The organism is Nocardia sp. NPDC041819 (assembly GCF_055590505.1).
The window spans coordinates 141,144-155,397 of record NZ_JBVJAP010000013.1 but is presented as its reverse complement, the minus strand read 5'-3'; the positions used below and the strand labels follow the sequence as shown (position 1 = coordinate 155,397).

The following is a 14,254-nucleotide window of genomic DNA, read 5'->3' as shown; positions in this document are numbered from 1 at the left end:
GGCTTTCCGCAGCGATAGTGCGGCAGACCCGGGTCGAGGCGGATGCGACTTCATGCTCGGCCGCCGCCACCCGGGGGCCGTGTGGCACCCACCGAGCGAACGGCTCGTATTCCCCGGCGCATGCCTGCCGAGGTGTGCGAATGACCTCAGGCGTGGCTGCCCCATGGGCAGCGGCTGCGGCATAGGGTCGGGATCATGAGCGAGGAGACGCAGTACCGCATCGAGCACGACACCATGGGCGAGGTCCGGGTTCCGGTGGACGCTTTGTGGCGGGCGCAGACCCAGCGGGCCGTGGAGAATTTCCCGATCAGCGGACGCGGCTTGGAGCGGGCGCAGATTCGCGCGCTCGGCCTGCTGAAGGCCGCGTGTGCCACGGTGAACCGTGACCTGGGTCTGCTCGATCCCGCGAAGGCCGATGCGATCATCGCCGCGGCGAACGAGATCGCCGAGGGCAGGCACGACGACCAGTTCCCGATCGACGTCTTCCAAACCGGCTCCGGTACCAGCTCGAACATGAACGCCAATGAGGTGATCGCCTCGCTGGCCAAGGCCAACGGCGTCACGGTCCACCCGAACGACGACGTGAACATGTCCCAGTCGTCCAACGACACCTTCCCCACCGCAACGCATCTCGCCGCCACCGAAGCGGTCATCACCGACCTGGTTCCCGCGCTGGAGCATCTGCGGCTGGCGCTGCTGGACAAGTCGACGGAGTGGCGCACCGTGGTGAAGTCCGGTCGCACGCACCTGATGGACGCCGTCCCGGTGACCCTCGGCCAGGAGTTCGGCGGCTACACCCGCCAGGTCGCGGCGGGCATCGACCGCATCATGGCGACGCTGCCGCGGCTCGGCGAGCTGCCGATCGGCGGAACGGCGGTCGGCACCGGGCTGAACGCGCCGGAGGGCTTCGGCGCGAAGGTCGTCGCGGAACTCGTGCGCGCCACCGGCATCGACGCGTTGCGCGAGGCCGAGGACCACTTCGAGGCGCAGGCCGCGCGCGACGGGCTGGTCGAGGCGTCCGGCGCGCTCCGCACGATCGCGGTGAGCCTGACCAAGATCGCCAACGACATCCGCTGGATGGGTTCGGGCCCGCTCACCGGATTGGCCGAGCTCCAACTGCCGGATCTGCAACCGGGCAGCTCGATCATGCCCGGCAAGGTCAACCCGGTGCTCCCCGAGGCGGTGACCCAGGTCGGCGCGCAGGTGATCGGCAACGATGCCGCGGTCGCCTTCGCCGGCGCGAACGGCGCGTTCGAACTGAACGTGTACATCCCGGTGATGGCGCGCAACTTGCTGGAGTCGATTCGCCTGCTGGCCAACGTCGCCCGCCTGTTCGCGGACAAGTGCGTGCGCGGCCTGGTCGCCAATGTCGAGCACCTGCGCATGCTCGCGGAGTCCTCCCCCTCGATCGTCACGCCGCTGAACTCCGCGATCGGCTACGAGGAGGCGGCCGCGGTCGCGAAGGAAGCGCTGCGGGAGAAGAAGACCATCCGCCAGACCGTCATCGATCGCGGCTTGCTGGACGAGAAGCTGACCGAGGAGGAACTCGACCGCCGCCTCGACGTGCTGGCCATGGCGAAGGTGAAAGAACAGGACTGACGGAACGGGACTAAGGAACCGGCCGCGTCGCCGCGCGAGGCGGGACCTCCGTCGGCCATCAGGAGCGAGGAACCGGGAATCCTGTCTCGTCGCCACCGCTGAGCGTCGGAGCGATGCCAGAGGAGTCGCGTCCCGGCAAGCTGCGCGGAAACGAAACGCCACCTCGGGAAACCGGGGGTTTGCCGAGGTGGCATTCGACTGGAGATTCCGAACTCCGACCGGGCGACCCGACCGCGAGCGTGGAAGGGAGCGCCCGGTGGCCGGGACGGCGGGTCAGTCGCGCAGGCGCGAGAGTTCCTCGCGCGCCAGCTCGCCGTCCGGGCCCAAGTCGGTGCGGGTGAAGATGTTCCACCGCCGCAGCAGGGGGGCGAAGACCAGCTCGTCCTCCTTGGCGCGGTCGTAGACGCCCGCCTCGGCGAGCACCTCGTCGCTGCTGCGGCCGTTCGGCAGCGTCACCGTGGGGACCTCGAAACCGGCGACCCGGTCGGCGATGGCCCGCACGGTCTGGTCGGGCGCCAGATCCAGGGCGGCGGCGACCAGGTCGGCGAAGAACACCGACTGCAGTTCGTCGTCCAGCGCGATGCGCTCGGCGATGGCGGTGACCAGGGGGTTCTCGCCGAGCGCCGCGGTGTTGCGATGCCGGACCGCGCTGGCGGCCTCCTCGAACGCGCAGTTCGCCAGCACGTCCAGCAAGTGCATCGCCGGGCGGCGGAAGCCCTTGGTCATGTGCTCCATGCGCAACCGCTCCAGTTCGACCGGGTCGACGGCCCTGGTCACCATGAGGTAGTTGCGGATGGTGATCTCGTGGCGGTTCTCCTCGGCCGTCCAGCGGCCGACCCAGCGCCACCACGCGCCGGTGCGCAGGTACTTGCCGATCTCCCGGTGGTAGGAGGGCAGGTTGTCGGCGATCAGCACCGAGACGGTCAGCGCCAGCTTGGCGGTTTCGCTGAGCTCGGACTGCTCCGGCGCCCAGTCGGTACCGCCGAGGAAGGCGAAGTTGCGGCCGTCGTCCCACGGGACGAGGTCGTGTGGCTGCCACCCGTCGGCGACATCGATGTGCTTACGCAGCAGCAGTTCTACGTCCACCGCGAGCGATTCGAGCAATTCGCGATCGGTCAGGAGAGTTTGCACCGAGATAACCTAGCGGCTTGGCCCGCGTAGCGGGGGCGGATGGATGGGATTCATAGGTAACCGGAACCGGAGGCACGGCAACCGGGACCGCACCGCGATCCCGGACGCCGTACATCTGGTTCCTACTTGGGCGTGACGGTGATAGTACCGTTCACCCAGGTGATGGTGCCGCCACTGAAGTCGCTCTGCTTGCCACCGGGGATGTCCTTCTCGTCGCTGACGGGGTAGCCGAGCTGCCCCTGCGCACCGCCGTTGTCTTCCCACGCCTTGCGGATCTCACCCCAGATTACGTGCGGATCGCCGTCCTTGGCCTCGTAGATCGTGCCGCCCGCGAAGTCCTGGTATTCCCCGTCCTCGGGGCCCTTCTCCTCCGCCTCCAGCGGAAGACCGAGCGTGCCGGTCGGGCCACCGAGCTGCGTGTACTTCTCGTAGATATCGCCGTCGACGGCGATCTCACCGCCCGGCGTGGCGATCTTGGTGCCCTCCGCGCTCGCGCCCGTGGTGGCCGTGGCGCCCGTGGTGCCGGTCGACTCCTCTCCGGTGCGCGTCGGGCTACCGGTGCCGCTGCCGGGGCTCATCATCGAGGTGACCATTCCGGTCATGCTGGCCATACCGGTCTTGGCGCTGTCGCCTTTGTCGTCATCGTCGCCGCAACCGGCCAAGACCAGCCCTGCCGCGGCGAGCACTGCGGTGAATCCAGCCGTTCGTCGAGCGAAGTGGTGCATGTCCATCCTCTCGCTGTGGGCTACCGGCACACCACGTACTCCGTGACGACGCCGCACATAGCCTCGGCCGATTGTCAGGCGATGACCCGGTGACCGACAGACGGTCACCGGGTCATACCGAACAGCTATCGCGGCGGATGATACCCACCGGATATGCCGTGAAACACAGCGTGCGACGGCCGTGCGGGATCAGGCGTTCGGGCCGTACTCCTCCAGCATCTCGGTGACCAGCGCCGCGATCGGCGAGCGCTCGCTACGGGTCAGCGTGATGTGCGCGAAAAGCGGGTGACCTTTCAGCTTCTCGACCACCGCCGCGACACCGTCGTGCCTGCCGACACGCAGGTTGTCGCGCTGGGCCACGTCGTGGGTGAGCACCACCCGCGAGCCGGTTCCCAGGCGGCTGAGCACCGTGAGCAGCACGTTCCGCTCCAGTGACTGGGCCTCGTCCACGATCACGAAGGAGTCGTGCAGCGACCGCCCGCGAATGTGGGTCAGCGGCAACACCTCCAGCATGTCGCGGCTGAGCACCTCCTCCATCACCTCGCGGCTGGCCAGCCCGTCGAGCGTGTCGAAGACCGCTTGGGCCCAGGGGCCCATCTTCTCGCTCTCGGTGCCGGGCAGATAGCCCAGCTCCTGGCCGCCCACCGCGTAGAGCGGACGGAAGACGACCACCTTGCGCTGCGTCCGCCGTTCCAGCACCGCCTCCAGGCCCGCGGTCAACGCGAGCGCCGACTTGCCGGTACCCGCTCGGCCACCCAGCGAGACGATGCCGACGCTCTCGTCCAGCAGCAGGTCGAGCGCGATGCGCTGCTCGGCGGAACGGCCGTGCAACCCGAACGCCTCGCGTTCGCGCACCAGCTGCACCCGTTTGTCCGGCGTGACCCGGCCCAGCGCACTGGAGCTGACGCCGAGCAACCGAACTCCGGTGTGGCAGGGCAGCTCTCGCGCTTCGTCCAGATCGATCACCGATTCGGCGTAGAGCTGATCGATGCGCGCGGTGCTGACGTCGAGTTCCACCATGCCGGACCAGCCGGAGGTCACCACGTCCTGGGCGTGGTACTCGTCGGCGTGCAAGCCAACCGCACTTGCCTTCACCCGCAGCGGGATGTCCTTGGACACCAACACCACTTCGCGGCCCTCGGCCGCGAGGTTGAGCGCACAGGCCAGGATCCGGGAGTCGTTGGTGTCGGTGCGGAAGCCGACCGGAAGGACCGCGGGATCGGTGTGGTTCAGTTCCACCTGCAACGTGCCGCCCTCGGTGCCGATCGGCACCTGCTGATCGAGCCTGCCGTACTGCAGGCGCAGATCGTCCAGATTGCGCAGGGCTTCTCGCGCGAACCAGCCCAGTTCGTGATGGTGCCTTTTGGCTTCGAGTTCACTGATGACCACCAGGGGTAATACCACGTCGTGTTCGCCGAACCGCGTGAAGGACCAAGGATCCGACAGCAGGACGGACGTGTCGATGACGAAGGTTGTGCCGGCTGATTGCGAGGGGCGGGCCCCCTTCGCGGCGGCTCCGCCTTTCGCGGAGCTGGAGTTCGCCGAGGGAGCGGAAACGGAGCGTGCAGCAGTCACGGTGGGCTCCTCTGTGTTCGCGCGGCAGTCGCACGAACGATCTCGCTGGACCGGTCCGTCCTGTTGGACCCGACGTTGCCGTCAGGTGCCACGAGGGCCGGGTCCCGGCCCCCTCGTACTGAGTAGCTCAGTCACGGTCAGGACCTCCCGTACGAGCCACACCGCCGCGGCCCGCACACCCGACGCTACCTCCGATTACCATGTCCGCGCTCGGGGACCGGGAGGCGTGTCCGTGAACTTGTCGTAAACTGGCACGTCGCGGCTATTCACCGCAGCACGTCCAGCAGCACCGGAACATGGCTGTGCGCCGGATCCTGTACGGCCGTGAGCAATGTGACCGGACCTTCGGCGGCCAGGTCCCGCAAATCCCGCAAATCTTGCTGAACTTCCGGCGCGGCGAGCTCGGCACGGTAGCGGCGGGCGAATTCCGCGCCTCGCGCGTCCCGGTCGGCGTGGAACCAGCGCCGCAACTCGGTGGACGGGGTGAGGTCCTTGGGCCAGCGATCGACCCGCGCTTGCGCTTTGGTGATACCCCTCGGCCAGAGCCGATCGACCAGCACCCGGGCGCCGTCGTCCGGGTCGGGGCTGTCGTAGACGCGCTTGACGCGGAAGCCGGGCTGCGGTTGCGGGGTCATAGCAGTCATCGCAGCACGGGGTTCGAGCGGCTACGGGATTCGCCACGCCGTCGCTGTCGGCCGATTCGACGGATAGAGTCGCTGGTATGTCCGGTAACGAGGATTTGGAGAAGCTGTCGTCGAAGGAGCTGCACGACCGGGCGATGAAGCTCGCCGTGCGACGCGGTGATGTGAAGTTCCTGTGGCGGTTGCTCACGTCGATCCCGGCGGCGGAAGCCGCCGCGGGCAATGTCGGCGAGAGCGAGGCGGACATCAAGTACGTGCTGCCCATGCTCGACGACTACGTCCACGCGGGTGACGGCGCGGTCGCCGAGGTGTTGCGGCCGGTCTACCTGGAGTACTTGGCCCAGCACTCCTGAGGCCGGGTCAGCCGCGGGTGAGCGCGGCCCGCCAGAGGCCGGCGGCGGTGCCGCGCAGGAAGTTCCCCCAGCTGAAGTGGTCGTGCCACAGGATGATTCGGCCGTCCCGCAGTGCGAACGTGCCGGTGACCCAGAAACCGACCCGCACCGGCCCGAAGCGCAGGTAATCGGTGCGGTCGGTGAGTACGACGTCGCCGTCGGCCGCGATGTGGTGCAGGTCCACCCCGAAGCCGATCGAGTCGCGGCTCAGGCCGCGCAGCACGCCGCCGACGCGGCGGATGCCGCGCAGGTCGGGCAGCGAGGTGTTCTTCCAGACGATGTCCGGGTGCAACAGGTCGATCGCCTCCTCGGCGGCGCCCATCTCCAGCGCGGCGAAGAACTCCCGCACGGTGGTGATCGAGTCCTGTCTCAGGTCGGGTTCGTCGGTCATGGTCCGAGCGTAGGCCGCGCGGGTCATCCGCGGCGCGCGATGAGCACGGCCAGTCCGTCCAGAATGCGCGCGATGCCGAATCTCAGCGCACCAGCCCCTCCCGCGACCGCGCCTTCCTCGGCGAACGCGGCGGCCGTGGCCGGGTATCGTTCCGCCGCGGCCGCCACCATCTCGGCGAACTGGCCCGCGATCTGTTTCTCGAACTCCTCGGCGTCCGCCATCCGCACCTGCTGCGCCAGGCTGCGGGCGTGCCCGGTCAGCAGAACGATGGTGTCCAGGCGTTCGGCGGTGGTGAGCCCGGTCCCGGCGAGCGCGCCCAGCGCGGCTTCCATCCAGGCCAGCTCGTTCGGGCCGATCGGCCGCATGCCGGCCAACGCCTCCAGCGACCAGGGATGAGCGCGGAAGCGTTCGTAGATCGTCTCGCACCACAAGGCCAGCAGATCCCGCCAAGCGTCCTGCGACGTCGCCGCGGCCGCGCTCATCTCCGGCGGCGCGCCCAGCGCCGTGTCAAGCATCAGCGCGACGAGCTCGGCCTTGCCGGGCACGTAGCGGTACAGCGACATCTTCGTGAAGCCGAGCCGCTCGGCCAGCCGCTGCATGGACAGGTGCGCCAGTCCTTCGGCATCGGCCAGCTCGATGGCCTCCGCGACGATCCGCTCCAAGGACAGCGCTGGTTTGGGGCCCCGCTTGGGGCGCTGACCGGTGCCCCAGAGCAATTCGAGTGCGGTCGGTGTCGGCATGCCCGAAATCCTTCCGGAGAACGTCTTGACGTGAAACTGTGTCCACCATACTCTTATTCGAGTCCTACGGATACAGTTTCCATTGGACGCAGATTCCGACAGGAGTTCATCATGCGCAACACCACCGTCCTCATCTCCGGCGCCAGCGTCGCCGGACCGGCGCTGGCCTACTGGCTGCACCGTTACGGGTTCGCGGTCACCGTGGTGGAGCGCGCTCCGGCGCTGCGCCCCGGGGGCCAGGCGATCGACTTCAAGGGCCGTACCCACCGCACGGTGCTGGAGCGGATGGGCGTGCTGGAGGACATCGAGCAACGCAGGACGGGCACCACCGACACTGTGTTCGTGGATGAGCAGGGCACCCGGCTGGCCCTGATGTCGGGCGAATTCACCGGCGGCGACGTCGAGATCCTGCGCGGCGACCTGGCCGAGATCCTCTACCGGCGCACGGCAGACCACTGCGAATACCTGTTCGGCGATTCGATCACCGCGCTGACCGAGAACGCGGACGGCGTCCACGTCGAGTTCGAGCACGCGGACGCCCGCACCTTCGACCTCGTCTTCGGCGCCGACGGCATCCACTCGCGGGTCCGCAGGCTGGCGTTCGGCCCCGAGCGCGACTTCGTGAAATACCTGGGCTACTACTACGCCGTCGCGGGCGCCAGCCCATGGAGCGGCAAGACCACCGGAGCACGCGAGCGGGTGACCGCGCACGCCCACAACGCTCCCGGACGACTCGCGATCAGCGGTGGCCCGAAGGCACAGCAGATGTACATGTTCGCCTCCCCCGAACTCGACTACGGCCGTGACGACAGCGCGGCCCAGCGCCGCATCCTCGCGGAGACCTACGCCGAGGTGGGCTGGGAAGTACCGCGGATGCTCACCGAGCTGGCCGGATTCGACGACTTCTACATGGACACGATCAGCCAGGTGCGCATGCCGGACGGATACACCAAGGGACGTGTCGCGCTGGTCGGCGACTCCGGATACGGAAACACGCTCGGAGGGTTCGGCACCGGGCTCGCCGTCGTCGGCGCGTACGTCATCGCGGGCGAGTTGGCATCGGCCGGCGGCGATCACACCGTGGCGTTCGCCCGCTACGACGAGATCATGAAGCGCTACGCGAAGATCGCGGGCAACAGCAACGCCGGTCGTTTCCTGGCGCCGAAGACCGCGCGCGGCATCAGGATGCGCAACTGGTTCTTCGATTCCCGGCTGTTCGCGTTGATGACGAAATACAGCGACAACGCCGCCAACGACATCGATCTGAAGGACTACCCCGCACTGGTCGGCGCGGCGAACCCGCGCTGAGCATTCGTCAGCGGCCTTGACAACGATCGGATCGGCCGCGCCCATCGGGATTCGGCACAACCTCCCAGTTCGGAACCGTCGCGCCGCCGACGACGAGCGGCACGACGGGGCGCACCGAGAAGTCGGCTGTGTTTCGATGGAACCGGAGTGCGGCGGGACGCGTCTATAAGGTCAGACGGCACTGACGGAAGGGGCGGCGATGGCGGACAGCCCGTTTCCCGGGTACATCGAAGCTGCGAAAACCGGGGCGCTGCGGGTACGGATGGACCCGCAAGGGTTCGTGGAGATCGACCAGGCCTGCCAGGATTTGATCGACGCGCTCGTGGCGGCGCAAACCGACGCTCGCGAACTCGGCGAGCGGCAGCACTGGGGTCTGGGTGAGGACGATTCGAAGCTGACCTCCGCCGTCGAGTTGGTGCGGCTGTTCCGCGAGAAAGCTTTCGGCGGCCCGAACAACGCGTTCGACACACTGACCGAGTACATCTCCGTGGCGCAGGAAATCCGATCCATGTTCCAGTCCATCCGCGATGGCTACGTTCGGACCGATACGGAATTCGCGGCAGCGATGCGGGAGCTCCGCGTATGAAGGCCGACACAGGCGTTGTGGCAACCCGGTTCGTCGCGGGAGCGGTAGGACTCGTCCTGCTCGCCGGATGCGGCGACTCGACGACACCGAGTGAACCGGCGACGTCGACCACCGGCCCGACCGGTTCCGGCCCGAGCACATCGTCCGGGGCGAATGCACAGTCCGCGTTCGATCCCTGCACCGCGCTGACGCCCCAGTTTCTCGCGGAGCGGCAGTGGGACTCGAGACCCCCGGAACCCAGACAGGACAGCCAAGGCGGCATCACCTGGAAGGGCTGCCGTTACGTCGCGCGGGCTGGCTACGGATTCGTCGTCGAGACCACCAACGGCACCCTCGACCAGGTTCGCAGCAAATACCCCTCCGCCGTAGACATTTCCGCAGTGGATCGGAGAGCTGTGCGCTACGAAGCCCGTCCGGATGTACCCGGTGGCTGCACGATCAACGTCGAGATGAGGTCCGGCTCGCTCTACATCCTGACGAATGTTCCGCAGACGTCGGCGAACAAGAACCTCGTCGCCTGCGATATCGCCACCGATATCGCCCGAGCAATCGCACCACTGCTGCCCGCGGGCAGCTGAACACCGGGGGAAGCGATCATGAGACAGACCGACGGCCGCGCGATCACCAATCCGGAGAACGCGCACAGTTTCTCGCACGCGGAGATCAAGCAGGCCGCCGACGCGATGAATCCGGCAGGGCTGGAAGGGGCGTTCGCGGCGTGGTCGGCCATCGCGGCGGCGGTCACGAACGCGGGGCAGCGGTTCGAGAACGCGATCAAGAACGCGGTGGAACAGAACTGGGAAGGCGCGGCGGCCGACAGCGCGGTGCGCGGCGTGCGGGACTACGCGGCGCGGGTGGGCGAACTCGGCGAGGCCCTCGGCGCGCAGAGCCTGCCACTGTCGGCGGCGGCGGACGCGGCGGCCAAATTCAAGGCGTCGGTGCCGGAATTGGTGGACGCCTCGGCAGGCGCGGGGAATGCGGAACAGCGCAACTCGCGTGAGGAACAGGCCCGCGACGAGATGAACACCCAGTACATCCAGCCGTACGGGGCGACCGCTCCGGCCATTCCGACGCTGCCGCCACCGGTGGGTCCCGCCGCCACGACGCCGACGGGGATCGAGGCGGGCACCGGTACGGTTGTGAACTCCGACGTGGGTGCACAGCCGGTGAACGCCGACCGCCCCGCCGACACCTCTTCCTCCAGTGACGAGCCTTCATCCGAAGGCACCGCCTCGGCCGCTGATGCGGAGGAGGAAGGCACCTCGAACGAGCCTGCGCGGCCGGCGGCGGAGGACACCTCGGAAACCACCACGCCACAGGCCGTCGCACAAGGCCAGGACACGGCGACCACCGCACCGGTATCCACTACGAGCGCACAGACGACGACAACCTCGGGCACGCCGCTCGTGTCCACGACGACGCCGCCTACCAGCGCACCCGCCGCCGTCGTCCCCGCAGCGTTCGACGGCAGACCGAACGGCACACCGGCCCGGCAGGCCACGCCCGGTGCGGCCGGAACTCCGGGCGTCGCGGACAACGAGGCGCGGTCGGGCACTTCTCGCCCTGCCCAACCCGCCGCCCCCGGGGCGGCGAATCCCCAGACCAGCACGGTGGGACGCCCAGCAGCGCCCGGCGGCGCGGGGTACTCGGGCATGGTCCCACCGGGGCTGCGCGGCAGGCGCACGGACGACGACGAGCACAAGTCGCCGAAGTACCTGCGCACCGAGGAACACGCGAAGGAATTGCTCGGCGAAGTGCAGAAGACCGTGCCGCCCGCGCTGGGCGAGAAATGACGGCGCAGTGGTCGCTGTCGGCCGAGCAGTTCGCCGCGGCCTGGTTCGGCACGGGGCTGGATCGCATGCCGTTCCCATTCCGATTCACCAGCCGGTTCCCCGGCCTGCACGAGTACCGGGAGTATCAACGGCAGTTCCGCGCCGAGCTGGGCCGCGACGAGCGTCTGCCCCTGCGCAGCGCGATCACCACGCTCGCCGGTCCCGACTGGCGCATCGAACTGTTCGGTCACGACAACACGCGCGAGGGCGTCGAACTGCGTGCCGTCGCCGCTGGGACGCGCACCGGATCCGGTGTGCTCGCCGTGCAGACGCCGGGCCCGGACGGCGGCCGAGTCCGGTTGCGCCGCTACCGAACCGATCAGCTCGCCACCGAATTGGCGCGCTTGCTGCCGGACACCCCGGCCGGAACGGTCGGCGAGAAGAGCTTCCTGCTCGATGACCTCAACGACGATCGCCCCGATGTGTTCGGAAACGCGCCGGCCAGTCAGGCCAAGGAACGCTACCGGCGTTTCTGGCGGCAATCGTGCACCACCCGCGGGACCGCGGTCGTGCTACTCGGCCCGCGCAACGCCGAACCGCTGCGCACCGGCCGCCTCCGCTGGATCGACACGCCGGATGGCCGCTATTGCGAGGTGCCCGCCAATCGCGCTCTGATGATCCGCCCCGGCACCAGCGCCGACATCACCCGATACCTGGACGAGTCGATCGTGCGGGCCAAGGCGCGCCTGGACCGGTGACCCCAGCGGCGACGAGTGGCACATGGTCGCGGCATTTCCCGAGAAGGGAACTCCAGGCTGTGCCACTCGCGGCGCTGCGCGGAACCCGGCGTCAGCCCAGCAGGCGCCAGTCCTCGAGGCCGTCGTACAGCGGAACGTCCTGCGCCAGCTTGCTCACCCGGGCGCGCAGTGCGTCCAAGTCGGCGCCGCCGGCCAGCGCGCTCCCGATGATGTCGGCGACCTCGGCGAACTCGGTGTCGCCGAAGCCGCGGGTGGCCAGGGCGGCGGTGCCGATCCGCAGGCCGGAGGTGACCATCGGGGGCCGCGGGTCGAACGGAACGGCGTTGCGGTTCACGGTGATACCGATCTCGTGCAGCAGGTCCTCGCCCTGCTGGCCGTCGAGTTCGGAGTTGCGCAGGTCGACCAGCACCAGGTGCACGTCGGTGCCGCCGGTGAGCACGCTGACGCCCTTGTCCTTGACGTCGGCGGCGGTGAGCCGCTCGGCCAGGATCTTCGCGCCCGACAGGGTGCGCTCCTGACGGTTCTTGAACTCCTCGCCCGCGGCGATCTTGAAGGCGACGGCCTTGGCGGCGATGGCGTGCATGAGCGGACCGCCCTGCTGGCCCGGGAACACCGCGCTGTTCAGCTTTTTCGCGTACTCCTGCTTGGCCAGGATGAGGCCGGAGCGCGGACCGCCGAGAGTCTTGTGCACGGTGGAGGACACCACGTCGGCGTAGGGCACCGGCGAGGGGTGCAGACCGGCGGCGACCAGGCCTGCGAAGTGCGCCATGTCCACCCACAGGTACGCGCCGACCTCGTCGGCGATCGAGCGGAACGCCGCGAAGTCCTGATGGCGCGGGTAGGCCGACCAGCCCGCCACGATCACCTTCGGACGCGCCTGAAGGGCGATCTCGCGCACCTCGTCCATGTCGACGCGGTGGTCTTCCTTGCTCACTCCGTAGGAGTGCACCTCGTAGAGCTTGCCGGAGAAGTTCAGGCGCATGCCGTGGGTCAGGTGACCGCCGTGCGCGAGGTCGAGACCGAGCAGCTTGTCGCCCGGGTCCATCAGCGACATCAGCACCGCGGCGTTGGCCTGCGCGCCGGAGTGCGGCTGCACGTTGGCGAATTCGGCGCCGAACAATTCCTTGGCGCGGTCGCGCGCCAGGGTCTCCACCACGTCCACGTGCTCGCAGCCGCCGTAGTAGCGCCGCCCCGGGTAACCCTCGGCGTACTTGTTGGTGAGCACGCTGCCCTGCGCCTGCAGCACCGCGCGCGGCACGAAGTTCTCCGAGGCGATCATCTCGAGCGTGTCGCGTTCGCGGGCGAGCTCGCCTGCCATCGCGGCAGCAAGCTCCGGATCGAGCTCACCGAGAGACTGGGAATTGACAGAGGCGGTCGTCTGCGTCACGACCTCAGTCTATGGGCCGCGGGCCCGGCCCTCGAGCAGGGGGTTCACCCCCGTCGGCGCGTCGTGCGGTACGGCCGTGACGTGCGACACTCTCGGCGCGCACCGCACCATGGTCAGCGGGAGTCGTCGTCCTCCGGGAGGTAGCTCTCCAACAGCACCGCGAGATGCCGCTGCGCGTCTTCCAGCGGGCGCGTGGACTTCATGGCCCGCGCCTGGATGATGGCTCCCTCCATCGCGCTGAACGCGAAACTGCTGAACGAGCGCGCGTCGGCGGCGGTCATGCCCGCCGAGACCAGCGCCGAGCCGAGCCGCTCGTGCCAGGCGGCGAACACCTCTCCGGCGGCCGCCTGCACCCGGGGCTCGGACTCGGCCAGCGCCGCCCCGACGACCGGGCACCCGGCGCGATAGCCGGTCTTCCGCAGCGCGGGCACCCACCAACCGAGCAGCGAATCGAACCAGCGGCGCGGCGGCGCGGCGGTGACCTTGTCGATCACCTCGCCGATCCGCGCGCCCGCCACCCGGGTGGCGGTCTCGACCAGCTCGCTCTTCCCCGCCGGGAAGTGCTGGTAGAGCGAGTTGCGTGAGGCGTTGCTGCGTTCCAGCAGGGTGGCCAGTCCCGCGGCGTGCACACCCTGCTCGCGGACCAGTTCGATGGCGCTTTCGATCAGCCTGGCGCGCGGCCCTGCGGTCATGCGAGCTCCTTGCTCGAGGGTTGCGTGAACCGATCGGTCCATGTTGCAATCATCTCAGATGTGGACCGATCGGTTCATCGAAAGGATGGGATTGATGTCCGAAGCCACGGTCGACCCGGCGCGACTGTCCGGTCTCGAACTCCTGCGCACCGCGATGAGCCGGACGGATCGCCCGCCGTTCATCGGCGATCTGCTCGGCATGGAGGTCGACGAACTCGAACACGGCAAGGTGGTCTTCGCGCTGCGCACCCGGCCCGACTTCGCCAACCCGCTCGGCACCACCCACGGCGGCATCTGCGCGACCCTGCTCGACTCGGTGATGGGCTGCGCGGTGCACACCACGCTGGAGCCCGGCGTCGGGTACACGACGCTGGAGCTGAAGATCAACTACATCCGGGCCGTGCCCACCGGCGGACAGCGCCTCACCGCCACCGGCACCACGATCCACGTCGGGCGCACCACCGCGACCGCCGAGGGACGGGTGGTCGACGAGCAGGGCCGCCTGGTCGCGCACGCCACCACCACCTGCGTCATCTTCCGCGCACAACAGTGACCCG

At 68.7% G+C, this 14,254-nt stretch carries 16 protein-coding genes; 8 read left to right on the top strand and 8 right to left on the bottom strand.

Annotated elements, in window-relative coordinates:
- The first annotated feature begins 195 nt into the window (after nt 1-195).
- On the top strand, nt 196-1,599 hold the full coding sequence (locus ACZ6DL_RS29635) for a class II fumarate hydratase (RefSeq protein WP_466056008.1): 1,404 nt from the start codon (nt 196-198) through the stop codon (nt 1,597-1,599).
- 273 nt (nt 1,600-1,872) lie between these two features.
- Here ACZ6DL_RS29635 and ACZ6DL_RS29630 read toward each other — a convergent pair whose 3' ends face one another.
- The 4 genes from ACZ6DL_RS29630 to ACZ6DL_RS29615 form a co-directional block, all read right to left on the bottom strand.
- Nucleotides 1,873-2,730 carry an acyl-ACP desaturase gene (locus tag ACZ6DL_RS29630; protein ID WP_466056006.1) on the bottom strand — a complete coding sequence of 286 codons (858 nt, stop codon included), beginning with the start codon at nt 2,728-2,730 and terminating at the stop codon, nt 1,873-1,875.
- A 122-nt stretch (nt 2,731-2,852) separates the two neighbouring features.
- Nucleotides 2,853-3,455 (bottom strand): LGFP repeat-containing protein, encoded by a 603-nt coding sequence (locus ACZ6DL_RS29625; RefSeq protein WP_466056004.1) that lies wholly within the window; start codon nt 3,453-3,455, stop codon nt 2,853-2,855.
- A gap of 189 nt (nt 3,456-3,644) precedes the next feature.
- Nucleotides 3,645-5,030, bottom strand: coding sequence for a PhoH family protein (locus ACZ6DL_RS29620; RefSeq protein WP_357036043.1), 1,386 nt, complete (start codon nt 5,028-5,030; stop codon nt 3,645-3,647).
- A 266-nt stretch (nt 5,031-5,296) separates the two neighbouring features.
- Entirely contained in the window at nt 5,297-5,665 is a 369-nt protein-coding gene (locus ACZ6DL_RS29615; RefSeq protein ID WP_062972470.1) for a DUF488 domain-containing protein, read from the bottom strand.
- An 86-nt stretch (nt 5,666-5,751) separates the two neighbouring features.
- On the opposite strand from ACZ6DL_RS29615, the gene ACZ6DL_RS29610 reads away from it, so the two are divergent.
- Nucleotides 5,752-6,024, top strand: a complete 273-nt coding sequence (locus ACZ6DL_RS29610; protein ID WP_466056002.1) for a hypothetical protein — start codon at nt 5,752-5,754, stop codon at nt 6,022-6,024.
- A 7-nt stretch (nt 6,025-6,031) separates the two neighbouring features.
- Here the strand turns inward: ACZ6DL_RS29610 and ACZ6DL_RS29605 are convergent, their stop codons facing one another.
- Nucleotides 6,032-6,454: a limonene-1,2-epoxide hydrolase family protein gene (locus tag ACZ6DL_RS29605; RefSeq protein WP_466056000.1), complete on the bottom strand. Its 423-nt coding sequence runs from the start codon at nt 6,452-6,454 to the stop codon at nt 6,032-6,034.
- A 23-nt stretch (nt 6,455-6,477) separates the two neighbouring features.
- Nucleotides 6,478-7,194: a TetR/AcrR family transcriptional regulator gene (locus ACZ6DL_RS29600; protein ID WP_466055998.1), complete on the bottom strand. Its 717-nt coding sequence runs from the start codon at nt 7,192-7,194 to the stop codon at nt 6,478-6,480.
- A gap of 111 nt (nt 7,195-7,305) precedes the next feature.
- Between ACZ6DL_RS29600 and ACZ6DL_RS29595 the strand changes: the two genes are divergently transcribed.
- From ACZ6DL_RS29595 to ACZ6DL_RS29575, 5 genes are all read left to right on the top strand, one after another.
- Nucleotides 7,306-8,502, top strand: a complete 1,197-nt coding sequence (locus tag ACZ6DL_RS29595) for an FAD-dependent monooxygenase (RefSeq protein ID WP_466055996.1) — start codon at nt 7,306-7,308, stop codon at nt 8,500-8,502.
- Nucleotides 8,503-8,701: 199 nt separating this feature from the next.
- Nucleotides 8,702-9,088: a hypothetical protein gene (locus tag ACZ6DL_RS29590; RefSeq protein WP_466055994.1), complete on the top strand. Its 387-nt coding sequence runs from the start codon at nt 8,702-8,704 to the stop codon at nt 9,086-9,088.
- Nucleotides 9,085-9,666 (top strand): DUF3558 domain-containing protein, encoded by a 582-nt coding sequence (locus tag ACZ6DL_RS29585; RefSeq protein ID WP_466055992.1) that lies wholly within the window; start codon nt 9,085-9,087, stop codon nt 9,664-9,666. The genes ACZ6DL_RS29590 and ACZ6DL_RS29585 overlap by 4 nt, the downstream gene beginning before the upstream one ends.
- Nucleotides 9,667-9,684: 18 nt before the next feature.
- Nucleotides 9,685-10,881 (top strand): hypothetical protein, encoded by a 1,197-nt coding sequence (locus ACZ6DL_RS29580; protein WP_466055990.1) that lies wholly within the window; start codon nt 9,685-9,687, stop codon nt 10,879-10,881.
- A complete protein-coding gene (locus ACZ6DL_RS29575) occupies nt 10,878-11,618 on the top strand; it encodes an ESX secretion-associated protein EspG (protein ID WP_393233863.1) in 741 nt (246 codons plus the stop codon). Before ACZ6DL_RS29580 ends, ACZ6DL_RS29575 begins: the two co-directional genes overlap by 4 nt.
- A 91-nt stretch (nt 11,619-11,709) precedes the next feature.
- Here the strand turns inward: ACZ6DL_RS29575 and glyA are convergent, their stop codons facing one another.
- Together glyA and ACZ6DL_RS29565 are read right to left on the bottom strand one after the other, a co-directional pair.
- Complete coding sequence (gene glyA, locus ACZ6DL_RS29570; RefSeq protein ID WP_466055987.1) at nt 11,710-13,005, bottom strand: serine hydroxymethyltransferase; 1,296 nt, start codon at nt 13,003-13,005, stop codon at nt 11,710-11,712.
- A gap of 113 nt (nt 13,006-13,118) precedes the next feature.
- A complete protein-coding gene (locus ACZ6DL_RS29565) occupies nt 13,119-13,697 on the bottom strand; it encodes a TetR/AcrR family transcriptional regulator (protein WP_466055985.1) in 579 nt (192 codons plus the stop codon).
- Between the two features lie 94 nt (nt 13,698-13,791).
- Here ACZ6DL_RS29565 and ACZ6DL_RS29560 point away from each other — a divergent pair, with 94 nt between their 5' ends.
- Complete coding sequence (locus ACZ6DL_RS29560) at nt 13,792-14,250, top strand: PaaI family thioesterase (RefSeq protein WP_373283909.1); 459 nt, start codon at nt 13,792-13,794, stop codon at nt 14,248-14,250.
- The last annotated feature ends 4 nt before the right edge of the window (nt 14,251-14,254 follow it).